This window comes from Nonomuraea antri (assembly GCF_013283785.1).
Taxonomy (GTDB): Bacteria; Actinomycetota; Actinomycetes; order Streptosporangiales; family Streptosporangiaceae; genus Nonomuraea; species Nonomuraea antri.
The window spans coordinates 31,694-57,140 of sequence record NZ_JABCPZ010000045.1 but is presented as its reverse complement, the minus strand read 5'-3'; the positions used below and the strand labels follow the sequence as shown (position 1 = coordinate 57,140).

Sequence of the window (25,447 nt, the reverse complement as noted above, 5' to 3'; positions counted from 1 at the left end):
GGCGGGCATGCCGGGGAACGCGCCGGTGAGCCCGGGTTTGAAGGCGTACGAGCGCGCCACCGCCTCCTGCATGGCCTGTGCCGCGTACTGGCGCACCTTGACGTCCCGCGCCGACACCAGCTCCAGGTAGGCCGCCGTCACCCCGGTTTCGAGCTGCACGGCCAGCTTGACGGCCTGCGCGGCGGTCGAGGGCACGAAGGGCAGCGCGTACGAGCCGGCCGCCTCGGCGGGTTCGCCGCCCCGGCCGAGGATCAGCGTGCGGAGCTGGTCGCGGCGGGTGCGGTGGGCGTCGTAGGCCGCCCGCACCCGCTCACGCAGCGAGCCGGACGTGCGCGCGCCGAGCAGCCCGTACGCGAAGACCGCCGCGTGCTCGGCGGCCAGGGCCTTGCGCAGCTTGTCGATGTCGTCGTCCAGCACGGCGACCCCCTGATTCACAGTGACCTCGGCAACGCCAGGGCGTGACCGGCCTCGCAGGCGCCGATGCTGGCGATGAGCTGCGCCAGCCCGGGAGAGGCGGCGGCCAGCTGCTTGGGCCGGGCCGCGGCGGCCTTGCGCTCGGCGTCACGCAGCCGCGCCAGCGACGGCTTCGGCGCGGTGGAAGACGTGGCGGAAGCGGCCGGAGTGGCGGGAGTGGGCGCGGCCGAGGCGGCCTGGGGGACGTACTTGCGCAGCTCGGCCAGATGCGCCTCGTGGTGCGCCTTGAACGGGGCCAGCCGCTCGCCCCCGTCGGCCATCACGGCCGCGTACAGCGCGATGGTCCGCTCCTTCTCGGCGATCAGCGACTTCAGCAGGACGACCTCGGCGGAGTCCTTCGCGGGCGGCGGCGGTGGCTCGGGCGTGCCGCCGCAGGCCGTGAGGGCGGCCGCCCCGCCTACCAGCATGGCTCGCCTGGAGAGGTGACGCTGGCGCACGGGCAGGGACCTCCAGTGACTACGGTACGCAGATAGCATCGTACGGGCTCGTGCCCGCCGTCGCCGTCATGCGCCGCGCCACCCGACCGCGTCGAGTGGCGCTCTTTCTGTGCCCCCGTACAGATAGGGTGTCAACTGTCGTCGCTGGCTGCGCGGCCAGACGACGGAGAGCCTGAGGCGAGGTCCGCCCGGCTGAGACTTGACAATAGGGGAGGTCGAGATGGGCAGCGCATCACCCCGCGACCACCTGATGAAGCTCCTTGAGCCCGTGGTCGCCGCGGAGGGCCTCGACCTGGAGGACATCACGGTCACCCAGGCGGGCAAGAGACGGTTGCTGCGCGTGATCGTCGACCGCGACGGCGGCGTGAGCCTCGATGACGTGGCCGACGTGAGCCAGGCCGTGTCCGCCGCGCTCGACGACGACGACTCGATGGGCACCCAGGCCTACACGCTGGAGGTCTCCTCTCCCGGCGTCGATCGCCCGCTGACCGAGCCGCGCCACTGGCGCCGCGCGGCCAAGCGGCTGGTGAAGGCGGAGATGAGAGACGGCTCCGTGGTCGAGGGCAGGATCCTCGCCGCGGACGAGAACGGCGTCGACCTCGACGTCGCAGGAGCCGCCAGAAGGCTCGACTATCAGGACCTGACCCGGGGACGGGTGCAGGTGGAGTTCCGCCGCTTCGACGAAGACGAAGACGACGTCGACGGCGACGAAGGCTAAGGGGGAGCCTCGTGGACATCGACATGAGCGTCCTGCGCAGCCTGGAGCGGGAGAAGGACATCTCCTTCGACCTGGTCGTCAAGGCGATCGAGGACGCGCTGCTGATCGCCTACTTCCGCACCGAGGGCGCCGCGTCCAAGGCGCGCGCCGAGCTCGACCGCGCCAGCGGTCACGTGACGATCTGGGCTGCCGAGCTCGACGAGGAGGGCGACGTCGTCAGGGAGTTCGACGACACGCCTGGCAACTTCAGCAGGATCGCGGCGACCACCGCCAAGCAGGTCATCCTGCAGCAGCTCCGCGACGCTGAAGACGAGATCAACTTCGGCGAGTTCGCCAGCCGCGAGGGCGAGCTGGTCTCCGGCGTGATCCAGCAGGGCAAGGACCCGCGGGTGGTGCTGGTCGACCTCGGCAAGATCGAGGCCGTGCTGCTGCACGCCGAGCAGGTGCCGGGCGAGGAATACGTGCACGGCGAGCGCATCAAGGCGTACGTGGTGCAGGTGAAGAAGGGCCACAAGGGCCCGTCGGTCTCGCTGTCGCGCACGCATCCCGGCCTGGTCAAGAAGCTGTTCGCGCTGGAGGTTCCGGAGATCGTCGACGGCACGGTGGAGATCGCCGCCGTCGCGCGCGAGGCCGGCCACCGCACGAAGATCGCGGTCAGGTCGCGCAAGCCGGGCGTCAACGCCAAGGGCGCGTGCATCGGCCCGATGGGCTCGCGGGTGCGCAACGTGATGACCGAGCTGCACGGCGAGAAGATCGACATCATCGACTGGTCGGAAGATCCGGCCGAGTTCGTCGGGAATGCGTTGTCCCCGGCCCGCGTTTCCAACGTCGAGGTTCTCGATCTCGACGGGCGCGTCGCCCGGGTCACGGTTCCTGACTACCAGCTTTCACTGGCGATCGGGAAGGAAGGGCAGAATGCCCGGCTCGCCGCCCGGCTCACCGGGTGGCGGATCGACATCCGTCCTGACACCCAGGCCGAGGATGCCGCCGGTTCCGTAGATGCGTCAACACGGTAAGCTGGAATATGGTGGCCACGCGGCCCCACAGCGCACCTGTGTGGGCTGCAGGGTTCGCACGGCTAAGTCCGAGCTGCTCCGCCTGGTGCAGGTCGAGGGCCAAGTGGTCCCTGACCTGCGAGGACGGCTTTCCGGCCGGGGTGCATCGCTGCATCCGTCCTTGAGCTGTCTGGAGCTTGCCGAGCGTCGCCGAGCGTTTCCGCGCGCGTTCCGCGTGCAGGGGGCGCTTGACGTCTCGCGCGTGCGGGCGCACCTGGAAGGAGAACCACGAAATGTCATGTAGGACGCCGAGTTGATGGGCGGAGTCAGATTGCTATGAGCGCCTGATGAGCACGCGGCGATGAAGACGTCAAGGTAACGACGGTCCGGACGGCACAGCCAGCCTCCCGGGCCGAGTAAGGGAGTGCAGTGGCGAAGGTCCGGGTATACGAGCTCGCTAAGGAGTTCGGCGTAGAGAGCAAGGTCGTCATGGCCAAGCTCCAAGAGATGGGGGAGTTCGTCCGTTCGGCGTCCTCCACCATCGAGGCGCCGGTGGTCCGTCGGCTCACCGAAGCGTTGGGCGCATCGAAGGGTGGGCCCTCAAGAGGCGGCGGTCAGCCGTCCAACAAGCCGCAGCCGCCCAGGGCTGCTCCCCGGCCGGCCGAAGGCCAGGCCGGCAACGGCGCCCCCGAGGCGCCTGCTCAACCTGCTCCGCGTCCGGGCCCCAGGCCCGGTCCGCGTCCTGGGCCCGCGGGCGGCGGTCAGCCGCGTCCGCCGGTGCCCATGCCTCACCAGCAGCCGGAAGCGGCGCGCGGTGAGACCCCGCCGCCGAGCGCGCCGCAGGCGCGTTTCGAGACCGGCGCGCGTCCGACCCCGGGTCCCAAGCCCGGTCCCGCGGCCCGTCCCGGCCCCAAGCCGGGTCCCGCGCCTCGTCCGGGTGGCGACCGCGATCGCGATCGCGAGCGTCCCGGTGGCGGCGGTGGCGGTGCTCAGGCGCCGCGTCCCGGCGCGCCTTCCGGTGGCGGCCCGCGTCCCGGTCCCGGCCCCAAGCCGGGTCCCCGTGGCCCGCGTCCGGGCAACAACCCGTTCTCTTCCACGGCCAGTGGCATGGGTCAGCAGTCCCGTCCGCCGCGGCCCGGTGGCCCGCGCGGCGAAGGCGGCGGTCCCGGCCGTGAGCGTCGCGAGGGTCCGCCGCGTGACGGTGCGATCCCGCGTCCGCCGCAGGGTCGTGGCGGTGGCGGCGAGGGCAGGCCGACTCCCGGCCCGCGTCCTGGTCCGCCCGGTGCGGCGGGTCCGCGTCCCGGTCCCGGCGCCGGTGGTCCGCGTCCCGGTGGGCCGCGGCCGAACCCGATGATGATGCCGCAGGGTCGTCCTGCCGGTCCCGGTGGCGGCGGTGGCCGTCCCGGTGGCGGTGGCGGCGGCGGTCGTCCCGGTGGCGGCGGTGGCCGTCCCGGTGGCGGCGGTGGCGGTCGTCCTGGTGGCGGCGGCGGTTTCGCCGGTCGTCCCGGTGGTGGCGGCGGCGCGGGCACGCGTACCGGCACCGGTGGTCCCGGTGGCGGCGGCGGTGGGTTCGGCGGCCGTCCCGGCGGCGGTGGCCGTGGTCGCGGTGGCGGCACGGCGGGCGCCTTCGGTCGTCCCGGTGGCCGTCCCGCTCGTGGCCGCAAGTCCAAGCGTCAGAGGCGCCAGGAGTTCGACAACATGTCGGCTCCGGCGATCGGCGGTGTGCAGGTCGCGCGCGGCAACGGCGCGACGATCAGGCTGCCGCGCGGCGCTTCGCTGTCCGACTTCGCCGACCGCATCGGCGCGAACCCCGCCTCGCTCGTGCAGATCATGCTGCACCTGGGCGAGATGGTGACCGCGACCCAGTCGGTCAACGAGGAGACGCTGCAGCTCCTGGGCCAGGAGCTCGACTACAACATCCAGGTCGTCAGCCCGGAGGAGGAGGACCGCGAGCTTCTCGAGGCCTTCGACATCGAGTTCGGCGAGGACGAGGGCGACGAGGCCGACCTGGCCGCGCGTCCGCCGGTCGTGACCGTCATGGGTCACGTCGACCACGGTAAGACGAAGCTGCTCGACGCCATCCGCAAGACCAACGTGGTCGCGCGGGAGGCCGGCGGCATCACCCAGCACATCGGCGCCTACCAGGTCTCCGCCGAGCACGAGGGCGAAGACCGGAAGATCACCTTCATCGACACCCCGGGTCACGAGGCGTTCACCGCCATGCGTGCCCGTGGCGCGAAGTCCACGGACATCGCGGTGCTGGTGGTCGCGGCCGACGACGGCGTGAAGCCGCAGACGATCGAGGCGCTCAACCACGCCCAGGCGGCCGACGTGCCGATCGTGGTCGCGGTCAACAAGGTCGACAAGGAGGGCGCAGACCCGAACAAGGTCCGTGCCCAGCTCACCGAGTACGGCCTGGTGGCCGAGGAGTACGGCGGCTCGACGCTGTTCGTCGACATCTCGGCGAAGAACGGCACCGGCATCGACGCACTGCTCGAGGCCATCCTGCTGACCGCCGACGCCGAGCTCGACCTGCGGGCCAACCCGACGATGGACGCCCAGGGCATCGCGATCGAGGCGCACCTCGACAAGGGCCGCGGCCCCGTCGCGACCGTCCTGGTCCAGCGCGGCACGCTGCGCGTCGGCGACTCGATCGTGTGTGGCGAGGCCTTCGGCCGCGTCCGCGCGATGCTCGACGACAACGGCGAGCCGGTCGAGGAGGCCACGCCGTCGCGTCCGGTCCTGGTGATGGGTCTGACCGCGGTGCCGAGCGCCGGTGACAACTTCATCGTCGTCACCGACGACCGGATGGCCAGGCAGATCGCCCAGCAGCGCGCGGCGCGCAAGCGCAGCGCCGACATGGCGAAGTCGAGCCGTCGCCGCACCCTCGAAGAGCTGTTCAGCGACCTTGAGAAGGGTCGCGTCGACGAGCTCAAGCTCATCATCAAGGGTGACGTGTCCGGTTCGGTGGAGGCCCTGGAAGACGCCCTGCTCAAGATCGACGTCGGCGACGAGGTCAGGCTCCGTGTCCTGCACCGCGCGGTCGGCGCCATCACCGAGTACGACGTCAACCTGGCCGTCGCCGACGACAACGCGGTCATCATCGGCTTCAACGTCCGCCCCGAGCCTCGGGCGCGCGACCTGGCCGAGCGCGAGGGCGTCGACATCCGCTACTACTCGGTCATCTACCAGGCGATCGAGGAGATCGAAGCGGCGCTCAAGGGCATGCTCAAGCCCGAGTTCGAAGAGGTCCAGATGGGCACGGCCGAAGTCCGCGAGGTCTTCAAGGTGCCGAAGATCGGCAACGTCGCCGGTTCGCTGGTCCGCTCCGGCGTGATCGTCCGCAACAGCAAGGCCAGGGTGATCCGCGATGGCGTCGTCATCGCCGACAACCTGACCGTCTCGTCGCTGCGCCGGTTCAAGGATGACGCGACCGAGGTCCGCGAGGGCTTCGAGTGCGGTATCGGTGTCGGTTACAACGACATCAGGATCGACGACGTCATCGAGACGTTCGAGATGCGGGAGAAGCCGCGCGCGTAATGCGCGGCCGGGCGCCCGGCGGAACCTCCGCCGGGCGCCTCTCGCACGCCCGGGCCTGGTCTCCACCGCAGCAGGCGCGGCGTGCGTCTGACACACCAGTGCAAGCGGTGGTTGCCAACGATGTATGTGGGTGCTTTGACCCTGGACATCCTGCTCGGCGACGTGCGATCGCTGAAGCAGAAGCGATCCGTCATGCGACCCCTGGTCGCCGAGCTGCAACGGCGTTACCCCAGCATCGCCGTCGCTGAGACCGGCCATCTCGACCTGCATCGCAGGGCCGAGGTAGGCGTCGCGGTCGTCTCCGCCTCCGCGGGTAACTGCAAAGAGGTGATGGACGCCTGCGAACGCATGGTGGCCTTCCGCCCCGAAATCGAGTTGCTGTCCGCCAGGCAGCGCCTCTACAACGACGAAGACTGAACGAACTGCACGACCGCGTCGTGCGGGAGGGGGAGCGAACATGGTGGATGCAGCACGAGCGCGCAAGCTCGCGGACCGCATCCAGCAGATCGTCGCCGAGATGCTGGAGCGCCGGATCAAGGACCCGCGCCTGGGCTTCGTCACCGTGACCGACACGCGCATCACCGCCGACCTGCGCGAGGCCACGGTGTTCTACACGGTGTTCGGCTCCGACGCCGAGCGGGCCGACAGCGCCGCCGCTCTGGAGAGCGCCAAGGGCATCATTCGCTCCGAGGTGGGCAAGCAGACCGGAGTGCGCTTCACTCCGAACCTGACCTTCAAGCACGACCCGCTGCCCGACAGCGCTCGTCAGCTCGACGACCTGATCAACGTGGCCAGGGCGCGCGACGCCGAGGTGGCGCGCCAGGCCGAGACGGCGTCCTACGCCGGCGAGGCCGACCCGTACAAGAAGCCCGACGAGGACGAGGACGAGGGGCCCGCGGCGCCGTGACGCCCGACGTGCGCGACAGGACCGAGCGGCCGTCCCGCCCCGGGCAGGACGGCCAGGACCCGTGCGCCGTGCCCGAGTCCGCGTGGCGCCGGGCGCTCGACCTGATCGGCGGGGCCGACGAGATCGCGCTGGCCTGTCACGTCGCGCCCGACGGCGACGCGCTCGGCTCCATGCTGGCCGTCGGCTTCGCGCTGCGGTCGCAGGGCAAGCGCGTCGTGGCCTCCTTCGGCGACGTGGTCTTCGAGGTGCCGCGCCTGCTGCGGTTCCTGCCCGGCCAGGACCTGCTGGTGCCGCCCGCGGAGTTCCCCGCCGAGCCCGGCGTGCTGATCGCGTTCGACTCCTCGATGTCGGAGCGGCTGGGGCTGCTGCGGCCGAGCGCCGAGGCGGCCCGCGAGGTCATCGTGGTCGACCACCATCCGTCCAACGTCGGGTTCGGCACGGTCCGGCTGATCGACCCGCGGGCAGCGGCCACCGCGATGCTGGCCGAGGAGCTGGTCTACCGGCTCGGCGGCACGCTCGACCGCGACATCGCCACCTGCCTGTACGCCGGCCTGGTCACCGACACCGGGTCGTTCAGGTACTCCTCGACCACCCCGGCCGTGCACCGGATGGCGGCCCGGCTGGTGGCCACCGGGCTGCACGTCGAGGAGATCGCCCGGGAGCTGTGGGACCGCTCGCCGTTCGGCTACCTGAAGGTGCTGGCGGCCGCCCTGGACCGGGTGGTGCTGGACGACCGGCTGGTCTGGACGTACGTCACCAGGGTCGACCGGGCCGCGCAGGGGCTGCCGTACACCGAGCTCGAAGGCGTGATCGACATCGTCAGGCGCGCCGACGAGGCCGAGGTGGCGGTGGTGCTCAAGGAGGACGACCAGGGCGCCTGGCAGGTGTCGTGCCGCTCGAAGGGTGGCGTCGACGTGGCCGCGGTGTGCGCGGCGCTGGGCGGCGGCGGTCATCACAACGCGGCCGGGTTCACCTCGTACGACAGCGTCGAGGAGACCATGGCCAGATTCCGTGCGGAACTGAGGAAGGCTTGATGGCCGAGAGTGGCTTGATCATCGTGGACAAGCCGGGCGAGTGGACCTCCCACGACGTCGTCGCCAAGATGCGGCGCATCGCGGGCACCCGGCGCGTCGGGCACGCGGGCACGCTCGACCCGATGGCGACCGGCGTGCTGGTGATCGGGGTGGAGAAGGCGACCAGGCTGCTCGGGCACCTGACGCTGACCGAGAAGGTGTACGCGGCGACCATCAGGCTGGGCGTCACCACCAACACCGACGACGCCGAGGGCGAGGTGACCGCCACCGCGTCCGCGGCCGGCGTCACCGCGGCCGAGATCCACAAGGGCGTCGCCGCGCTGACCGGCCCGATCATGCAGGTGCCGCCGCAGGTCAGCGCGATCAAGGTGAACGGGCAGCGGGCCTACAAGATGGCCCGGGCCGGCACCGAGGTCGAGCTGGTGGCCAGGCCGGTCACCGTGCGCGAGTTCGAGGTGCTCGACGTGCGCCATGGCGGCGACGTGATCGACGTCGACGCGGTCGTCACCTGCTCCAGCGGGACCTACATCCGCTCGCTGGCCCGCGACCTGGGCGCCGGGCTCGGCGTCGGCGGGCATCTGACGGCGCTGCGCCGCACCCGGGTGGGGCCGTACGACCTGTCACTGGCCCGGACGATCGAGCAGCTCGCCGGGGAGTGCGTGATCCTGCCGATCGGCGAGGCCGTGTCGGCGGCGTTCCCGCGCAGGGACGTCACCGCCGAGGAGGCCCGGGTGATCGGGCACGGCGGGCGGCTGCCCGCGGCCGGGCTCGGGAAGGGGCCGATCGGGGTGTTCGGGCCCGAGGGCGAGTTGCTGGCGCTGGTGGAGGAGCAGGGGCGGCTGGCCAAGCCGCTGGCCGTGTTCGTCTCCTGACAGCGTCGCCCGAGAGAGCCGCGGGCGTCAGGGTTTGCGGGCGACCAGGATGTCACGGACGATGGCCTGGTCGACCCAGTGCTCGAAATCCGGATATTTCATGACGTCGAGGCCCGCGTCGGTGAGGATCTGGCCGAGGTCGTCGCGGCTGCCGCCATAGGTGTTCCAGGAGATGCCCATCGCGCCACCCGGCCGCAGCAGCTCCGCCCATCCCGGCACGGCCTGCCTGAGCAGCTCCAGCGGGCTGCGCGACAACCCGCCGCCGCCCTTGCTGCCGTGCTGCACCCCGTACGGCGCGTCGGTCACCAGGACGTCGAACGAGCGCGGCTTGAAGAACTCCCTGCTGCGCAGGGTGTCGGCGTTGACCATGGCCAGCTGCTGGGTCTCGCCCGCTTTCATGGCCTCCTTGGACAGCGCGAACGTGACGTTCAGCCGCCGCCCCACCAGCGCACGCGCCCGCCGCACCGGGACGGTCTCCGCACTGTGCTTGAGCCGCTTGTTCTTCAGCCAGGTCTTGATGAAGCCGGTGTACGCCTCGAAGTCCTTGCCGTCGACGTCGAGGCCGTAGGCGTCGTAGCCGTACATGAGGGCCTGGTTGAGGCTGGTGCCGCGGCCGCACATCGGGTCGAACACCTCGACCCTGGAGTCGAGCGGCCGGTCCGAGGCCAGCACGGTGACGTTCAGCAGCAGCTTGGTGAAGTGCTCGTTCGTCTTGCCGGCGTATTTCTGGATGGTGATCAGGTCGCTGCTCAGCCGGTCGAGCGGCCGCATGGCCAGCGGCCTGAGCAGGTCGCCCTCGACGCCGAACAACGCGTACGCCGACGACAGGTTCGACAGCAGCGCGACGTCGTGCTCCGCCAGCGGCGCCGCGGTCTCGAACGTGACGTACGGCAGCCCGCCGATCCTGGTCTCCGCCACCTCCGAGACCGCGGTGCGCAGCGCGCGGTCGCCGAAGACGGCCAGCTCGGCCCGGGTCAGCCGGACGGAGCTCTCGCCGTAGACCCGGTTGAAGGCAGGCAGGATCAGAAGCGCGTAACGAGGCATGATGCCGAATGCTACCCCCCTCGATTGGAGGGAAGCGGGAGGTGCATGGCAGGCTTGGGTGGGATTGATCCGCAAGGTTGATGCGGCACGAGCGAATGGGGCCTAGCGTGCAGGGTTCGGAAAGGTCTGTCGTCACCGTCGGCGTGTACGACGGGGTCCACCGCGGGCACCAGCGGGTGATCGAGCGGGCCGTGGAGATCGCGCGTGAGCGGGGCCACCGGAGCGTGGCGGTGACCTTCGAGCCGCATCCGGACGAGGTCGTGCTGCCCGGCTCGCACCCGGCCAGGCTCACCAGCCTGCGGCGGCGGGCCGAGCTGGTCGCCGAGCTGGGGGCCGACTCCATGGAGGTGGTGGAGTTCACGCTGGAGCTGTCGCGGATGAGCCCGGCCGACTTCGTCCAGAGCGTGCTGGCCGACCGGCTGCGGGCCGCGGTGGTCGTGGTGGGCGAGGGGTTCGTGTTCGGGCACCAGGCCGCGGGAGACGTCGAGACCCTGCGCACGCTGGGCGAGAAGTACGACTTCTCGGTCGAGGTCGTCCCGCTGCTCACCGCGCTGCCCGGCGACGCGCCCGACGGCACCGGTTCGGCTGACGCGCCCGCTTCCGTGCCCGTCTCGTCCACGCTGATCCGCGCCCGCCTGATCGCCGGCGACGTCGAGAGCGCGGCCGCCGCGCTGGGCCGTCCGCATCGGGTCGAGGGCGTGGTCGTCCGCGGCTACCAGCGCGGCCGCCAGCTCGGGTTCCCCACCGCGAACGTCGAGACGCCCCCGCACACCGCGATCCCGGCCGACGGCGTGTACGCCGGTTGGCTGGAGTGCGTGCCCGTCGCGAACCTGCCCACGCTGTACGCGGGGGAGCGGTGGCCGGCCGCCATCTCCGTCGGCACGAACCCCACGTTCGAGGGGGTGCCGCGGACGGTGGAGGCGTACGCGCTGGACCGCGACGACCTGGAGCTGTACGGGGCGCACGTGGCGGTCGAGTTCGCCGCCAGGCTGCGCGGGAACACCAGGTTCGACTCGATCGAGGCGCTGGTCGCCCAGATCCACGCCGACGTCGCGGACACCCGCCGCCTCACCGGCTGACCGCCGCCTGAACGGCTGACCGCTGGCCGGTTGCACCGCGCACCCCTGGGACTCGCCCTTGATGGCCCGGGTCGCTGCCGGCGGCGGCCGGCAGCGACCCGGGACAGGCCCCGGCGGCTGGGGTGGGTGCGGGCCGGGGCCTTTGGTGAATGGCTGGAAGCAGCCGTGAATGGCTAGAAGAAGCCGAAGAAGCCGGGACGCTGCAGGCTACGGCCGTCGACGATGTCCATGACGGTGTCGCTCACCGCGCTCAGGATCCCGCGGTCGCCGTGGTGGTAGGCGTAGCCGTCGTAGCAGCGCCCGAAGGCGCAGCCGTGGCCACCGGGCGTGGTGGCGCTCGCGGCGGTGGCGCCGCCGAGCAGGACGGTGCCCGCCGTCGTGGCGACGACGGCGAGAGCGCGGGCGCCGTGAAGGAACTGCCGATTCATTCTTGACCCTTTCTCTGGTGAGGCGACTACAGACCGTGACTACCCCAGCTTTCGGTCAGTGATGACTACAGGCTGAGTAAAATCCGTGTGACCTCGAAGAAGAGCAGGTTTGTGTGGTGGTTTACGGCGATACCTCGCCAGCCTCAAAGAGCTCGCGGCCGCATGATTGACTACTTAGAGTAATGGGCATCTATGGCCTTGGTCGGGTGATCACCAAGGGAAAGGCGCTCATTGGGCAGGCGACGGGAGATCGGCGGCGGTTGGCTGGCGGGCTTCGCCCGATGGTCCGTGCGCAGGCGCGGACGGGTGCTCGAAGCCGCGCTGGTACTGGCGGCGATCCTGCTGATCGCGGCGCTGGGCGTGGAGGACCGGCTGGCCAGCAGCGGCTTCACCGCGCGCGGGACCGAGGCGGCCGAGGCCGACGAGGTGCTGGCCGAGCGGTTCAAGGCGACGTCCGCCGATCTGGTGCTGGTGGCACGGGCCGGGGAACCCGTGACATCGGCGCGGGCCGGGGCGGCGGGGCGGCGTCTGACGCGATATCTCGCGGAGCAGCCCGGCGTGGCCAGGGTCCAGTCCTACTGGGCGGCCAAGTCGCCCCTGCTGGTGTCACGCGACGGCAGGTCCGCCATCGTGGCGGTGGACCTGGCCGGGGACGACGCGCGGGCGGCCCGCACAGCCCAGCGCGTCGTCCCCGCCGTGGCGCGGGCGTTCGCCCCGCTGCGGATCTCGGCGACCGGGCCCACCTGGGCGAACGTCGAGTTCATCGAGCAGGGCAAGTCGGATCAGCGCCGGGCCGAGCTGGTGATCGCGCCGCTGGCCATGCTGATCCTGCTGATCGCCTTCAAGTCGGTGTTCGCCGCGCTGGTCCCGGCCGTGATCGGGGCGCTCGCGCTGATCGGCACGATGGCTGGGCTGCGGCTGCTGACCTACCTGATGGACGTGTCGGTCTTCGCCCCCAACCTGGCCACCGCCCTGGGGTTCGGCCTGGCCGTCGACTACAGCCTGTTCATCATCACCAGGTTCAGGGAGGAGCTGGCCAGGGGGCTGCCCGTGCCCGTCGCGGTGGAGCGGAGCATGGCGGTGGCCGGGCGCACCGTGCTGTTCTCCGCGCTGACCGTGGCGGTGGCGGTGGCGGGGTTGTTCGTGTTCCCGGTGGACATCCTGCGCTCGCTGGCCTGGGCGGCGATCACGGTGGTGGTGCTCTGCGCGGCCTCGTCCCTGCTGGTGCTGCCCGCGCTGCTCGCGGTGCTGGGGGATCGGGTCAACCGGGGCGACCCGTTCGCCAGGTGGCGCAAGGCCCAGGCGCGTCCCGTCGCCGTCCGGGCGATGACCGGACGGGCGGCGCTTCGGGCGGCCGTGCCGGTGTCGCGGGTGCTGGTGGCGGGCGGGGCGGTGGTGCTGGCGTTCGCGCTGTTCTCGCGGGCGCGCGGCGTCGGGCACCTGGCCGGGGTGGCGCTGTCGGCGCTGGCCCGCCCGGTCGTCTCGCCGCGCCTTCCCGTCACCCCGCCGCGCCCGGACGCGGTGGTACGCCTGTGGCGGCGGACGGCGGCGCGCCTGTCGCGCAGGCGGACCCGGCCGGAAGAACCCACCGGAAACCGGTTCATCGCGGCGACGACCGCGCTGAGGGCCGCGCTGGTCGGCGGGCCGATCGGGAGGCCAGTCGGCGGGCCGGGTAGTGGGCCGGTCGGCGGGCCGGGCAGGGAGGCGATCTGGGGCGCGGCCGGCAGCGTGCTGCTCGGCTGGGCGGTCGGCCGCCTGCGCCGGCGCCGGGCCGAGGAGCACGTGGCCGAGGACCGGATCTGGCGGCGCATCGCGGAGGCGGCCACCCGGCGGCCGATCCTGCTCGGCGGGGGCACGGCCGTGCTGCTCGTGCTGCTGGCCATGCCGTTCGCGCACGCCCGCTTCGGCGTTGCCGACGAGCGCATCCTGCCGGCCGGCGCTGAGTCGCACGCCACGGCCAGGCACGTCGGCCGGGCGTTCGCGCACGTGCCGGACCGGCAGATCAAGATCGTGCTCCCGCGTGCCACGGAGGACGAGCGGCTGGCCGAGTACGCCCGCCGCCTGGCCACCGCGTCGCCGCACGTCACCCGCGTCCAGACGGTCACGGGCACCTACACCGGCAAGACGCACAAGAAGCCCGGCAAGGAGGCGGCCGCGTACCGGGCGGGGAAGGCCACGCTGGTCGACGTCGCCACCGACGTCCCGCCCCAGTCGAAGGCGGCCGGCCGGATGCTGGATCGCCTGCGTGAGGTGCCCGCGCCCGGCGAACGGCTGATCACCGGCCGGGCCGCCCAGGTGGACGACACGCTGACCGCCATGGCCGACGCGCTGCCGATCGCCGGGGCGCTCATCGCGGTGGCCACGCTGGTGCTGCTGTTCCTGTTCGTCGGCGGCGTGCTCGTGTCGGTCAAGGCGATCGTGCTCGGCGCGCTCAGCCTGACCGCGAGCGCCGGCGCGATCGTGGCCGTCTTCCAGGACGGCAACCTCGGCTGGCTGGTCGGCGACTTCACCCGCACCGGACGGCTGGAGGCGATGACCCTGCTGATCACGTTCACCGTGGCGTTCGGCCTGTCCATGGACTACGAGGTGTTCCTGCTGTCCAGGATCAAGGAGCGCTACCAGGCCACCGGTGACCACGCGCGGGCGGTCGTCGGCGGCATCGCGGGCACCGGCAGGCTCATCACGGCCGCGGCGTCGGTGATCGCGTTGTCCACCGGCTTCCTGGTCACCTCGGGCAACACCGTGCTCAAGATGAACGGGCTGGGCCTGGCTCTGGCCGTGCTCATGGACGCCACCATCGTCCGGGGCGTGCTCGTGCCGGCGTTCATGCAGCTCACCGGGCGGGCCAACTGGTGGGCGCCGGAAGTCCTGGCCCGCGTTCACCGGCGCGTCGGCCTCACCGAGACCCAGATTCAGCGTAAACGGCTGTGTGACGCCTTTCGAAGGAGAGACAAGTGAAGTCTGGAACGTTCCATCTCGACGCGCTCGCCCGCTGCAAACGCCTGGTCGAGCCGGCGCTGCGCGAGTCGGTGTCCCGCCTGCACCCGCTGGTGGAGAAGATGGCGGCCTACGCGTTCGGCTGGTGCGACGTCGACGGCGACCCGTGCGGCGGCGACGGCGGCAAGGGGCTCAGGCCGGCGCTGGCGGTGCTGAGCGCGGAGGCCGTCGGCGCGGACGGCGAGCACGCCGTCGCGGGCGCGGTCACCGTGGAGCTGGTGCACGCGTTCTCGATCGTGCACGACGACATCATGGACGGCGACGAACGCCGCCGTGACCGCCTGACCGTCTGGAAGGCCTACGGGCTCGGCCCGGCGGTGCTGGCCGGTGACGCGCTGCTCGCCCAGGCCATCGACACGCTGGGCCGGGCCTCCGGCGGGCCGGCGGCCACCCGGCTGATCTCCGGCACCCTGGTCGACGTGGTGCGCGGCCAGGCCGACGACCTGGCCTTCGAGTCGCGTCCGTGGACCGGGGCGCACGCCGTCACGCTGCAGGAGTACACCTCGATGGCGGCGCGCAAGACCGGGGCGCTGACGGGCTGCGCGTCGGCGCTCGGCGCGGTGCTCGGGGCCGCGCCCGGCCCGCTGATCGGCGCGATGGGGGAGATGGGCCGGCAGCTCGGGCTGGCCCTGCAGGCCGTGGACGACCTGCTGGGCATCTGGGGCGACCCGAGCGTCACGGGCAAGCCGGTGCACAGCGACGTACGGCGGCAGAAGAAGACGCTGCCGCTGATCGCCGCGCTGCTCGCGGACACCACGGCCGCACGGGAGCTGGCCGCGCTGCTCGAAGCGCCGCAGCCGCCGGATCCGCACCTGGTCGCGGCGCTGGCCGAGGAGGCCGGGGGCAGGTCGTTCGCCAGGAACGCGGCCAGGCGGCACCTGGACCGGGCCCGCGCGACGCTGCGCGACCCCAGGCTCGACCCGGTGGCGGCCGACGAGCTGCGCGACCTGACCGACTTCCTGGCCGAGCGAACCCGTTGAACCGAGAAGGGAGCAGCACATGGCCACCGGCGTAGCCGAGAACCTGGAACTACCGCCGATCTTCTGCCCGCTCGAACCAGCGATCAACCCGGCGGTGGACCGGGTCGAGCGGCGTGCCGTCGAATGGATCGAGCGCTTTCCCATCTATGGCAGTGACCGGGAACGCGCCTGGGTGGTCGGCACGAACAGCGCCGACTTCTACGCCCGTTTCGCCCCGTACGCCGACGAGGAACCCCTGCTGGCCGCCTCGCTCTGGGTGTACTGGGGTTTCGCGTTCGACGACGCGCGCTGCGACGCCGGGCGGCTCAGCGCCGATCCGGCGGCGTTCGCGCCGATGGCGGCCGGGTTGCAGCGGGCGCTCGAACGCCCCAACCCGGCGCCGGCCGACGACGCCTACGGGCGGTCCTTGCAGGACATCGCGGCCCGGTTCCGCCGCCTGGGCACGCCGGTGCAGTTCCAGCGGTTCGTGGCGGCGCATCGGGCGTGGTTGTCGGGGGTGATCTGGCAGATCGCCAACCAGGCCGGCGGCCGCATGCCCGGCGTGGACGACTACCTCACCATGCGCCTGCACTCGGCGGGCGGCGAGCCCACGTTCGCCATGCTGGAGATCGCCAACGGCCAGGAGGTGCCGGCCGCCGAGATGGACTCGCCGGCCGTGCGCGCGCTCACCGAGATGGCCATCCTGGTCGCCGGGCTGGACAACGACCGGCACTCGCTGGTCAAGGAACTCGGCAGGCAGCACACCGACCAGAACATCTACACCGTCCTGATGCATCACGTGCACCCGGAGCTGCCCGACGCGGTGCACGCGGCGAGCTGCATGCGCGACCGCGTGCTGTCGCGTTTCGTGCGGCTGCGCGAGGCGATCAGGCCGCGGCTGAGCACGGCCGGGCGGCTGTATCTCGACGGGCTGGCCTTCGGCATCAGGGGGAACGCCGAGTGGGGCCAGCGGGTCCCCAGGTACGTCAGCCGCGGCGACGACCCGGGCGCCACCTACCAGGACGCCCTGACCTGGGCGGACAGCCCGCTGGACGGCAGGGACGAGCCGCTGCCCTACCCCACGGTCTCCTGGTGGTGGGACCCGGCGCTCTGAGCCCGGTCCCCGTCTTCCCCCGCGCCGAGCAGGTCGAGCGCGTGCGCGATCACCGCTTCGCGCTCGACGCCGGGCACGCCGACGACGAGCTGGGTGCTGAAGCCGTCCAGCATGGCGCGGACGCGCACCGACAGGGACTCGGCCTCGGGCCGTGACAGCAGTGCGACCAGCGCGCGGTGCCACGACCGGTCCAGCTCGACCTGGGCGTCACGCAGCTCGGGCACGGCCAGTGTGCGGCTCCAGACCTCCACCCAGAGCACCCAGCGCGGGTCGTTGGGCCCGACGGGCAGGTAGAGGTCGACGTAGGCGCGCAGGCGCGCGGGCAGGGGGGCGTCGAGGGCGAGGAGCGCGTCTCTGCGCACGGCCAGGCGCTCCTCGCTCCACTTCAGCGTCTCCAGCAGCATGTGGTCCTTGCTGCCGAAGTAGTAGAGGAGATGGCCGCCGCTGGTGCCGAGCCGCCTGGCCAGCGCGGCCATGGTGAGCTGGGCCAGGCCGTGCTCGGTGATCGCGGCCATCGCGGCTTCCAGCATCTGCTCGCGGGGACGCTCGAGCCGCTGTCGTGCCATGTCGCCTTCGCCTCGTTCCGGTAACGGGTCTTGACGCCCCACTGTAGAGCAGTGCATTTTGAATGCCATTCAAAGCATTTGAACGGCATTCAAATCCCCCTAGGAGCCGTGGTGCTCAAGCAGTCCCCCACCCCCGCGCTCTCCCGCGTACTCGGCCTGTTCGCGGCCGTCATGCTCACCCTGTCGTGCATCACGCCGGCCTCCTCGCTGTTCATCATCGTCCCCGAGGTGCTCGCCGGTCAGGGCAGCGGCGCGGTGCTCGCGCTGCTCGCCGGCCTGGTCGTCTCGATCGGCATCGGCTGCTGCTACGCCGAGCTGGGCACGCTCACCCCCAGCTCCGGCGGTGAGTACGCGATGGTCGGCAGGCTGCTCGGCCGGCTCGCCGGCTGGATCACCTTCGGCCTGTCCGTCTCGCTGCTGGTCGTCATCCCGCCGATCATCGCCCTGGGCACCGCCGACTACCTGGCCGACCTGGTGCAGGTGGACCGGCCGCTGGCCGGGGCCGCCGTGATGCTGCTGGCCACCCTGCTGGCCGTGCTCGACGTGCGCTCCAACGCGCTCATCACCGGGATCTTCCTGGGCGTCGAGGTGCTGGCCGCCGCGATCGTGGCCTGGCTCGGCTTCACCCACGCCGAACGCGGCGCCGACGTGCTGATCTCCCCGGTGGTGCCGGACGGCGCCGGCGGACTGTCCGCCTTCACCCTGGCCGTGCTGGTCGCCGGGCTGACCGTGACGATGTTCTCGTTCAACGGCTTCGGCAGCGCCGTCTACCTGGCCGAGGAGATCAAGGAGCCGCGCAGGAACGTGGCCCGCGCCGTGTTCTGGTCGCTGGGCCTGGCCGCCGCCGTCATCGTGGTGCCCGCCGCGGCCGCGGTGCTCGGCGTGGGCTCCCTGGACGACCTGGTCAACAAGAGCTTCCCCGACTACGTCCGGGCCTGGGGCGGCGACGGCCTGGCGGTGGCGGTGAACCTGGGCATCGTGGTCGCCATCATGAACGCGGTGCTCGTCATGGCCCTGCAGAACGCCCGCGTGCTGTTCGCCTCCGGCCGCGACAGGGCTTGGCCCGAGGCCGTCAACCAGGCGCTCACCCGGCTGCACCCGCGCTGGGGCTCGCCCTGGGTGGCCACGCTGGTCATCGGACTGCCGGGGGTGGCCATGGCGGCGCTGCTGGAGATCGAGGAACTGCTCGGACTCACCTCGGTGATCATCTGCCTGGTGTCGATCCTGCTCGCCGCGGCCGCCCTGCGGGCCAGGTCCGGGGCCCACAGGAGCGCCCCGGCCTGGCGGATGCCCTTGTGGCCGGCCGTCCCGGTGCTGGTCATCGCCGCCCTGGCGTACGCGCTGACCGAGCAGGACCCCAAGGACCTGCTGATCGCGGCCGGGATCGTGGCCGTCTTCGCCGCCTACCACCTGCTGTATCTCAGGCCGCGATCCGGCACCCGCTGGATCGTGACCACTCCGGAGGACTGAATGTTCGACCTGGTCGTGCGCAACGCCAAGATCTACACCGTGGACGACGGGCGGCCCTGGGCGCGGGCGCTGGCCGTACGCGACGGGCGGATCGCCTGGGTGGGTGACGAGGCCGACCGCCCGGCCGCCGCCAGGGAGATCGACGCGGGCGGCCGCCTGGTCCTGCCCGGCTTCGTGGACGCGCACAACCACGTCCGGCTCGGCTCCGACGACGCCTGCGTGCAACTGGCCGGGGCCGCCTCGCTCGGCGAGATCGGCGGGCGGATCGAGTCGTGGCTGGCCGCGCACCCGGACGCCGAGTGGATCGAGTGCGAGGGCTTCGACTACGCGGCGCTGCCAGGCCTGCCGACCGCCGCCGAACTGGACCGCGTGACCGGCGCCAGACCCGCGTTCGCGCTCAGCTACGACGTGCACACCCTGTGGCTCAACAGCGCCGCGCTGCGCCGGCTCGGCGTCGACCGCGACCATCCGGACCTGCCGTTCGGCGTGGCCGCCACGGACCCGGACGGGGAGCCGACCGGGTTCGTCACCGAGTTCGCGGTACGCGGCCTGTCACGCGACGGCCACCGCGCGCTGGCCGCGGCCGGGGTGCCCTGGGCCGACCGGGACCGCCGGTACGTGCGCCTGGTCAAGTCCCTGGACCAGGCCATCGGCCACGGGATCACCACGGTCGTCGAGCCGCAGAACTCGCTGGACGACCTGGCCCTGTTCGAGCGGGCCAGGAGCGAGGGCAGGCTGAGGTCACGGCTGATCGCCGCGCTGTTCCACCCGAGAGGCACCGGTGAGGCCGAGCTGCGGGAGTTCGCCGCGGCCGCCGCCAAACATCACGACGAGTGGTTCCGGGTCGGGCCGCTCAAGCTGTACATCGACGACGTCGTCGAGCCGCGCACGGCCGCGCTGCTCGAACCCTACTGCGGGCACCGGCACCGCGGTGAGACCTTCTACCCGCCGGCCGAGTTCGCCGATCTGCTGGCCAGGCTGGACGCCGCCGGCTTCCAGGCGTTCGTGCACGCCACCGGCGACCGGGGCATCCGCACCGCGCTCGACGCGGTCGAGCACGCCCGCGCGGTCAACGGGCCGCGTGACGCCAGGCACCAGATCGTGCACGTCGAATGCCTGGACCCGGCCGACGTGCCGCGCTTCGCCGAGCTGGGCGTGGTGGCCTGCATGCAGCCCAGGCACTGCTCGCCCGACATCGCCGGGCCCGGCCACGACTGGGCCGCCAACGTAGGCCCGGAGCGCTGGCGGAAGGCGTGGCCGATGCGCTCGCTGGCGGCCGCCGGGGCCGTGCTGGCCTTCTCCAGCGACTGGAACGTGGCCGAGATGGACCCGATGATCGGCCTCTACACCGCCGTCACGCGCCGGGGGCTGGCCGGCGGACCGGCCTGGATGCCGCGGGAGACCGTCACGCTGGAGACCGCGATCCGGGCGTACACCCTGGGCTCGGCCTACGCGAACTTCTGCGAGCACGACCGCGGCTCGCTCACCCCGGGCAAGCTGGCCGATCTGGTAGTGTTGTCCGAAGACCTGTTCGAGATCCCGGTGGAGCGCATTCCCGGGGTCCGCGCCGAACTCGTCATGGTCGGGGGCGCGGTGGTGCGCGGCGCGAGCGCTTGACCCGTGATGGTAACCTTGCATGTCGGCTCTGTAACGGCGGCGCTGTGCGCTGCCCAGACGGCCTTCACCGCGGCGACTGTAGGCACGCACGGTCGTTCGCACTCTTCATTGTCCGCGTGCCCGAAAGATCAAAAGGAGAGCCGTGTCCCTCGACACCGCTGCCAAGAAGAACATCATCGCTGAATATGCGACCGGCGAAGGCGACACCGGTTCGCCCGAGGTCCAGATCGCGCTGCTCAGCAAGCGCATCAGCGAGCTCACCGAGCACCTGAAGACGCACAAGCACGACCACCACAGCCGTCGTGGCCTGCTGCTGCTCGTCGGGCGCCGGCGCCGTCTGCTGAAGTACCTGCAGAAGGTCGACATCGCGCGTTACCGCTCGCTCATCGAGCGGCTCGGCCTGCGCCGATAACATGGAAAGGGAGCGGCGTCCGCGCCGCTCCCTTCTCATATCGGCAGACTCGGCGCGCCGAGGCGCAAATCCACCGAAGTCTGTCGTACAACTGAAGATCCGAGACACACAGCCCCCGCGTCCGCTCAGCACCATGCGACCCGCGACGCCTGCGGGCCGGTCCTCGGTAGTGGCTTCCGGTAGGAACGAACCTGACCGGGCGCTTCGATCGAAGACCGGCGCTGCACCTAACGAGGGTGCCGGTGAAAATGGGCGCGGGAGACCGACCACCAAGGAGGTCCCCCGTGGAGGGTGTCCACACTGCTGAAGCCGTCATCGACAACGGCTCATTCGGCACGCGTACGATCCGGTTCGAGACCGGTCGTCTCGCTCGCCAGGCGGCCGGGTCCGCCGTGGCCTATCTCGACAACGACACGATGGTGCTCTCCGCCACCACCGCGTCGAAGACTCCCAAGGAGAACTTCGACTTCTTCCCGCTGACGGTGGACGTCGAAGAGCGCATGTACGCCGCCGGCCGCATCCCCGGCTCGTTCTTCCGCCGTGAGGGCCGTCCGTCCGAGGACGCCATTCTCACCTGCCGCCTGATCGACCGGCCGCTGCGCCCGTCGTTCGTCAAGGGCCTGCGTAACGAGATCCAGGTCGTGGCCACCGTCATGGCGCTGCACCCCGACCACCTCTACGACGTGGTGGCCATCAACGCCGCGTCGCTGTCCACCCAGCTCGCCGGGCTGCCGTTCTCCGGCCCGATCGGCGGCGTGCGCGTCGCGCTGATCGACGGCCAGTGGGTGGCCTTCCCGACCCACCACGAGCTGGAGCGGGCCACGTTCGACATGGTCGTGGCCGGCCGGGTGCTGGCCGACGGCGACGTCGCGATCATGATGGTCGAGGCCGAGTCCACCAAGGACACGCTGAAGCTGGTCGCCGAGGGCGCGGTCGCGCCCACCGAGGAGACCGTGGCGCAGGGCCTGGAGGCGGCCAAGCCGTTCATCAAGGTGCTGTGCGAGGCGCAGTCGCGCGTGGCGCAGGTCGCCGCCAAGGAGACCGCCGAGTACCCCGTCTTCCTCGACTACCAGGACGACGTGTACAACGCGGTCGAGGCCGCGGTGAAGAACGAGCTGGCCGCCGCGCTGACCATCGCCGGCAAGCAGGAGCGCGAGAGCGAGCTGGAGAAGGTCAAGGCGCTGGCCGCCGAGCGCCTGCTCCCCGAGTTCGAGGGCCGCGAGAAGGAGATCTCCGCCGCCTACCGCTCGGTGATGAAGAAGCTCATGCGCGAGCGCGTCATCAACGAGGGCGTGCGCATCGACGGCCGCGGCACCAAGGACATCCGCGCCCTGTCGGCCGAGGTCCACGTGGTGCCCCGGGTGCACGGCTCGGCCCTGTTCGAGCGCGGCGAGACCCAGATCATGGGCATCACCACGCTGAACATGCTGCGCATGGAGCAGGTCATCGACACGCTCAACCCCGAGCGGACCAAGCGCTACATGCACAACTACAACTTCCCGCCCTACTCCACCGGTGAGACCGGCCGCGTGGGCTCGCCCAAGCGCCGTGAGATCGGCCACGGCGCGCTGGCCGAGCGGGCGCTCATCCCGGTCCTGCCCACGCGTGAGGAGTTCCCCTACGCGATCCGCCAGGTCTCCGAGGCGCTCGGCTCCAACGGCTCCACCTCGATGGGCTCGGTCTGCGCCTCCACCATGGCGCTGCTCGACGCCGGTGTGCCGCTCAAGGCCATGGTCGCGGGCATCGCGATGGGCCTCATCGGCGAGGGCGACACCTACGTCACCCTGACCGACATCCTCGGCGCCGAGGACGCCATGGGCGACATGGACTTCAAGGTCGCCGGCACCAAGGACGTCATCACCGCGCTCCAGCTCGACACCAAGCTCGACGGCATCCCCGCCTCGGTGCTGGCCGGCGCGCTGAAGCAGGCCAAGGGCGCCCGCCTGGCCATCCTCGACGTGATGCAGGAGGCGATCGACTCCCCGGCGGAGATGAACCCGACCGCGCCGCGCATCATCACCATCAAGGTCCCTGTCGACAAGATCGGCGAGGTCATCGGCCCGAAGGGCAAGATGATCAACCAGATCCAGGACGACACGGGCGCCGAGATCACCATCGAGGACGACGGCACGATCTACATCGGCGCCACCGACGGCCCCGCCGCCGAGGCCGCGCGTTCGGCGATCAACGCTATCGCCAACCCGCACATGCCGGAGGTCGGCGAGCGCTACCTGGGCACGGTCGTGAAGATCGCCGCCTTCGGCGCGTTCATCTCGCTCATGCCGGGCAAGGACGGCCTGCTGCACGTCTCCCAGATCCGCAAGCTGCACGGCGGCAAGCGCATCGAGAACGTGGAGGACGTGATGAGCGTCGGCGAGAAGATCCAGGTCGAGATCGCCGAGATCGACCAGCGCGGCAAGCTGTCGCTGGTGCCGGTCGAGGTCATCGAGAAGGAGGCCGCGGACAAGGAGGCCAAGGGCGAGTCCGCCGAGGGCGGCGAGCCGCAGGCCGAGTCCGCCGCTCCCGAGTCCGCCGCGGGCGAGGAGAAGTCCGAGCGTCCGCGCCGCACCCGCACCCGCGTCCGCACCACCCGCTCCGGCGGTGAAGGGGAAGACCGGAACTCGTGAGCCTGACCACGACGCTGCATCCCGGCAAGGACGGAGCCGGGGTGGTGAGACGGACCGTCCTTCCTGGTGGGCTGCGCGTGGTGACCGAGACCATGCCGACCGTGCGAAGCGTCGCGGTCGGCATGTGGGTCGGCATCGGCTCGCGTGACGAGGCGCCCGAGCACACGGGCGCCACCCACTTCCTGGAACACCTGCTGTTCAAGGGCACGCCCACGCGTGACGCCATGGAGATCTCGGCGTCCATCGAGGGCATCGGCGGTGAGATCAACGCCTTCACCGCCAAGGAGTACACCTGCTACTACGCGCGGGTCCTCGACGAGGACCTGTCCGTGGCGGTGGACGTGCTGGCCGACGTCGTGACCAGCTCACTCGTCACCGACGACGACGTCGAGTCCGAGCGCGGCGTGATCCTCGAAGAGATCGCCATGCACGACGACGACCCGTCCGACGTGGTGCACGAGCAGTTCGCGGCCGCGCTCTACGGCGACTCGCCGATCGGCCGGCCCATCCTGGGCACGGTCGAGTCGATCAACGCATTAGGGCGTGAGCGCATCGCGGAGTACTACCGCCGGTACTACCGCCCGCGCCGCACGGTGGTCTCGGTGGCAGGAAACGTCCGGCACGAGGAGGTCGTCGAGCTGGTCGCCCGCGCCTACGAGCGGGCGGGCGCGCTGGAGGGCCCGCTGGAGTTCGCGCCGCCGCGCACGAGCGGCCCCGGCGCCGCCTCGCGCTCCGGCGTGCGGGTGCTCGACCGGCCGACCGAGCAGGCCAACCTGGTGCTCGGCACGACCGGCATGTCGCGTACCGACGACCGCCGCTTCGCGCTCGGCGTGCTCAACTCGGCGCTGGGCGGCGGCATGTCGTCGCGGCTGTTCCAGGAGATCAGGGAGAAGCGCGGGCTGGCGTACTCGGCCTACAGCTACACCTCGGCCTACGCCGACACCGGCCAGTTCGGCATCTACGTCGGGTGCCTGCCGTCCAAGATCGACGACGTGCTCAAGATCTGCCGGGACGAGGTGGCCAGGGTCGTCGACGAGGGCCTGTCGGCCGACGAGATCCGGCGCGGCAAGGGCCAGATGCGCGGCGGGCTCGTGCTCGGCCTGGAGGACACCGGTTCGCGCATGTCGCGCATCGGCAAGAACGAGCTGGTCTACGACGAGCTGATGTCGGTGGACGAGGTGCTGTCCCGCATCGAGGGCGTCACGCCGGACGAGATCTCCGAGGTGGCGCGCGACGTGCTGAACCGGCCGTTCACGCTGGCCGTGATCGGCCCGTACGGCGACAAGGACTTCTCCGACGCCGTCGCCTGACACGTCCCGCAGAGGCGGTGTCCCGGGTCCGCCCGGGGCGCCGCCTCTTCGCTCTGACCGTGGCACCTGTCGTGGCGGTCGTGCGAGGGGGACGTATAGGGTTGACCGTGTGATCAAGGTAGGTGTGCTGGGCGCTCGCGGGCGCGTGGGCGTCGAGGTGTGCAAGGCGGTCGAAGCCGCCGCCGACCTGGAGTTGGTGGCCGCTCTCGACAAGGACGACCCGATCGAGGCGATGGGCGTCGCCGAGGTGGTGGTCGACTTCACCCACCCCGACGTGGTGATGGCCAATCTCGAATGGGCCATCGGCCACGGCATCCACCCGGTGGTCGGCACGACCGGGTTCGACGCGGGCCGGCTGGAGACCGTGCGCGGCTGGCTGGCCGCGTCGCCGGGGACGAACTGCCTGATCGCCCCCAACTTCGGCATCGCGGCCGTGCTGATGATGCACTTCGCCCAGCAGGCCGCCCGCTACTTCGAGTCCGCCGAGATCGTCGAGCTGCATCACCCGAACAAGGCCGACGCCCCGTCGGGCACCGCGCGGCGCACCGCCGAGCTGGTCGCCGAGGCGCGGGCCAAGGCCGGGCTGGGCGCGATGCCCGACGCCACCAGCACCGCGCTCGACGGCGCCCGCGGCGCCGACGTGGACGGCGTGCACGTGCACGCGATCCGCCTGTCCGGGCTGATCGCGCACCAGGAGGTGCTGCTCGGCGGCGACGGCGAGATCCTCACCATCAGGCACGACACGATGAGCCGGGCCGCGTTCACCCCCGGAGTGCTGCTCGGGGTGCGCCGGGTGGGGGAGACGCCCGGGCTGACCGTGGGCCTCGAACCGCTGCTCGACCTGTGA

23 protein-coding genes are annotated in these 25,447 nt (G+C 71.5%); 18 read left to right on the top strand and 5 right to left on the bottom strand.

All coding sequences use genetic code 11. The features are described 5' to 3' along the window. A partial coding sequence (locus HII36_RS17495) for a ferritin-like domain-containing protein (RefSeq protein WP_328807757.1) occupies positions 1 to 417 on the bottom strand: 417 nt, incomplete at its 3' end. Positions 418 to 431: 14 nt separating this feature from the next. Then, complete coding sequence (locus HII36_RS17490) at positions 432 to 911, bottom strand: hypothetical protein (protein WP_173524253.1); 480 nt, start codon at positions 909 to 911, stop codon at positions 432 to 434. Between the two features lie 220 nt (positions 912 to 1,131). Here HII36_RS17490 and rimP point away from each other — a divergent pair, with 220 nt between their 5' ends. The 8 genes from rimP to truB all read left to right on the top strand — a co-directional run bounded on the left by rimP (position 1,132) and on the right by truB (position 8,977). Further along, positions 1,132 to 1,629, top strand: a complete 498-nt coding sequence (gene rimP, locus HII36_RS17485) for a ribosome maturation factor RimP (RefSeq protein WP_173524252.1) — start codon at positions 1,132 to 1,134, stop codon at positions 1,627 to 1,629. 11 nt (positions 1,630 to 1,640) lie between these two features. Further along, the gene (gene nusA / locus HII36_RS17480; protein ID WP_328807756.1) at positions 1,641 to 2,645 is read left to right on the top strand and encodes a transcription termination factor NusA; all 1,005 of its coding nucleotides are present in this window, start codon (positions 1,641 to 1,643) and stop codon (positions 2,643 to 2,645) included. Further along, positions 2,629 to 2,928 carry a YlxR family protein gene (locus tag HII36_RS17475; protein ID WP_173524251.1) on the top strand — a complete coding sequence of 100 codons (300 nt, stop codon included), beginning with the start codon at positions 2,629 to 2,631 and terminating at the stop codon, positions 2,926 to 2,928. The genes nusA and HII36_RS17475 overlap by 17 nt, the downstream gene beginning before the upstream one ends. A gap of 125 nt (positions 2,929 to 3,053) precedes the next feature. Further along, a complete protein-coding gene (gene infB / locus HII36_RS17470) occupies positions 3,054 to 6,164 on the top strand; it encodes a translation initiation factor IF-2 (protein ID WP_173524250.1) in 3,111 nt (1,036 codons plus the stop codon). Between the two features lie 120 nt (positions 6,165 to 6,284). Beyond that, positions 6,285 to 6,581: a DUF503 domain-containing protein gene (locus HII36_RS17465; protein ID WP_173524263.1), complete on the top strand. Its 297-nt coding sequence runs from the start codon at positions 6,285 to 6,287 to the stop codon at positions 6,579 to 6,581. Between the two features lie 40 nt (positions 6,582 to 6,621). After that, positions 6,622 to 7,071 (top strand): 30S ribosome-binding factor RbfA, encoded by a 450-nt coding sequence (gene rbfA / locus HII36_RS17460; RefSeq protein ID WP_173524249.1) that lies wholly within the window; start codon positions 6,622 to 6,624, stop codon positions 7,069 to 7,071. Continuing rightward, positions 7,068 to 8,105, top strand: coding sequence for a DHH family phosphoesterase (locus HII36_RS17455; protein WP_173524248.1), 1,038 nt, complete (start codon positions 7,068 to 7,070; stop codon positions 8,103 to 8,105). Before rbfA ends, HII36_RS17455 begins: the two co-directional genes overlap by 4 nt. Then, positions 8,105 to 8,977 (top strand): tRNA pseudouridine(55) synthase TruB, encoded by an 873-nt coding sequence (gene truB / locus HII36_RS17450; RefSeq protein ID WP_173524247.1) that lies wholly within the window; start codon positions 8,105 to 8,107, stop codon positions 8,975 to 8,977. Before HII36_RS17455 ends, truB begins: the two co-directional genes overlap by 1 nt. 27 nt (positions 8,978 to 9,004) lie before the next feature. Here truB and HII36_RS17445 read toward each other — a convergent pair whose 3' ends face one another. After that, positions 9,005 to 10,021 carry a TRM11 family SAM-dependent methyltransferase gene (locus HII36_RS17445; protein ID WP_173524246.1) on the bottom strand — a complete coding sequence of 339 codons (1,017 nt, stop codon included), beginning with the start codon at positions 10,019 to 10,021 and terminating at the stop codon, positions 9,005 to 9,007. Positions 10,022 to 10,116: 95 nt separating this feature from the next. On the opposite strand from HII36_RS17445, the gene HII36_RS17440 reads away from it, so the two are divergent. Continuing rightward, positions 10,117 to 11,100 (top strand): bifunctional riboflavin kinase/FAD synthetase, encoded by a 984-nt coding sequence (locus HII36_RS17440; protein WP_173524262.1) that lies wholly within the window; start codon positions 10,117 to 10,119, stop codon positions 11,098 to 11,100. A 173-nt stretch (positions 11,101 to 11,273) separates the two neighbouring features. On the opposite strand, the gene HII36_RS17435 is transcribed toward HII36_RS17440, so the two are convergent. Next, complete coding sequence (locus HII36_RS17435) at positions 11,274 to 11,528, bottom strand: hypothetical protein (RefSeq protein WP_173524245.1); 255 nt, start codon at positions 11,526 to 11,528, stop codon at positions 11,274 to 11,276. Positions 11,529 to 11,759: 231 nt separating this feature from the next. On the opposite strand from HII36_RS17435, the gene HII36_RS17430 reads away from it, so the two are divergent. Genes HII36_RS17430 through HII36_RS17420 form a run of 3 tightly spaced genes read left to right on the top strand, consistent with a single transcriptional unit; the run spans position 11,760 to position 16,598 of the window. Then, positions 11,760 to 14,486 carry an MMPL family transporter gene (locus tag HII36_RS17430; RefSeq protein WP_173524244.1) on the top strand — a complete coding sequence of 909 codons (2,727 nt, stop codon included), beginning with the start codon at positions 11,760 to 11,762 and terminating at the stop codon, positions 14,484 to 14,486. Further along, positions 14,483 to 15,505, top strand: coding sequence for a polyprenyl synthetase family protein (locus tag HII36_RS17425; protein WP_328807755.1), 1,023 nt, complete (start codon positions 14,483 to 14,485; stop codon positions 15,503 to 15,505). Before HII36_RS17430 ends, HII36_RS17425 begins: the two co-directional genes overlap by 4 nt. A gap of 19 nt (positions 15,506 to 15,524) precedes the next feature. Beyond that, on the top strand, positions 15,525 to 16,598 hold the full coding sequence (locus HII36_RS17420) for a terpene synthase family protein (protein WP_173524243.1): 1,074 nt from the start codon (positions 15,525 to 15,527) through the stop codon (positions 16,596 to 16,598). On the opposite strand, the gene HII36_RS17415 is transcribed toward HII36_RS17420, so the two are convergent. Continuing rightward, entirely contained in the window at positions 16,559 to 17,164 is a 606-nt protein-coding gene (locus HII36_RS17415) for a TetR/AcrR family transcriptional regulator (protein WP_173524242.1), read from the bottom strand. The two genes, HII36_RS17420 and HII36_RS17415, sit on opposite strands and share 40 nt — an antisense overlap. Positions 17,165 to 17,275: 111 nt before the next feature. On the opposite strand from HII36_RS17415, the gene HII36_RS17410 reads away from it, so the two are divergent. The 6 genes from HII36_RS17410 (at position 17,276) to dapB (ending at position 25,447) form a co-directional block, all read left to right on the top strand. Then, the gene (locus HII36_RS17410; protein ID WP_217369629.1) at positions 17,276 to 18,634 is read left to right on the top strand and encodes an APC family permease; all 1,359 of its coding nucleotides are present in this window, start codon (positions 17,276 to 17,278) and stop codon (positions 18,632 to 18,634) included. Beyond that, on the top strand, positions 18,635 to 20,251 hold the full coding sequence (locus HII36_RS17405) for an amidohydrolase (protein WP_173524241.1): 1,617 nt from the start codon (positions 18,635 to 18,637) through the stop codon (positions 20,249 to 20,251). Positions 20,252 to 20,393: 142 nt separating this feature from the next. Then, the gene (gene rpsO, locus HII36_RS17400) at positions 20,394 to 20,663 is read left to right on the top strand and encodes a 30S ribosomal protein S15 (RefSeq protein WP_173524240.1); all 270 of its coding nucleotides are present in this window, start codon (positions 20,394 to 20,396) and stop codon (positions 20,661 to 20,663) included. 284 nt (positions 20,664 to 20,947) lie between these two features. After that, a complete protein-coding gene (locus tag HII36_RS17395; protein ID WP_173524239.1) occupies positions 20,948 to 23,290 on the top strand; it encodes a polyribonucleotide nucleotidyltransferase in 2,343 nt (780 codons plus the stop codon). Between the two features lie 2 nt (positions 23,291 to 23,292). Beyond that, on the top strand, positions 23,293 to 24,600 hold the full coding sequence (locus HII36_RS17390; protein ID WP_173524259.1) for a M16 family metallopeptidase: 1,308 nt from the start codon (positions 23,293 to 23,295) through the stop codon (positions 24,598 to 24,600). 109 nt (positions 24,601 to 24,709) lie between these two features. Further along, positions 24,710 to 25,447 (top strand): 4-hydroxy-tetrahydrodipicolinate reductase, encoded by a 738-nt coding sequence (gene dapB / locus HII36_RS17385; protein ID WP_173524238.1) that lies wholly within the window; start codon positions 24,710 to 24,712, stop codon positions 25,445 to 25,447.

Bases quoted from the DNA above. Each gene is read 5' to 3' on its own strand.
- rimP (WP_173524252.1), top strand. From the start codon at position 1,132: ATGGGCAGCGCATCACCCCGCGACCACCTGATGAAGCTCCTTGAGCCC.
- HII36_RS17475 (WP_173524251.1), top strand. From the start codon at position 2,629: ATGCGTCAACACGGTAAGCTGGAATATGGTGGCCACGCGGCCCCACAG.
- HII36_RS17465 (WP_173524263.1), top strand. From the start codon at position 6,285: ATGTATGTGGGTGCTTTGACCCTGGACATCCTGCTCGGCGACGTGCGA.
- rbfA (WP_173524249.1), top strand. From the start codon at position 6,622: ATGGTGGATGCAGCACGAGCGCGCAAGCTCGCGGACCGCATCCAGCAG.
- truB (WP_173524247.1), top strand. From the start codon at position 8,105: ATGGCCGAGAGTGGCTTGATCATCGTGGACAAGCCGGGCGAGTGGACC.
- HII36_RS17445 (WP_173524246.1), bottom strand. From the start codon at position 10,021: ATGCCTCGTTACGCGCTTCTGATCCTGCCTGCCTTCAACCGGGTCTAC.
- HII36_RS17440 (WP_173524262.1), top strand. From the start codon at position 10,117: ATGGGGCCTAGCGTGCAGGGTTCGGAAAGGTCTGTCGTCACCGTCGGC.
- HII36_RS17435 (WP_173524245.1), bottom strand. From the start codon at position 11,528: ATGAATCGGCAGTTCCTTCACGGCGCCCGCGCTCTCGCCGTCGTCGCC.
- HII36_RS17420 (WP_173524243.1), top strand. From the start codon at position 15,525: ATGGCCACCGGCGTAGCCGAGAACCTGGAACTACCGCCGATCTTCTGC.
- HII36_RS17415 (WP_173524242.1), bottom strand. From the start codon at position 17,164: ATGGCACGACAGCGGCTCGAGCGTCCCCGCGAGCAGATGCTGGAAGCC.
- HII36_RS17405 (WP_173524241.1), top strand. From the start codon at position 18,635: ATGTTCGACCTGGTCGTGCGCAACGCCAAGATCTACACCGTGGACGAC.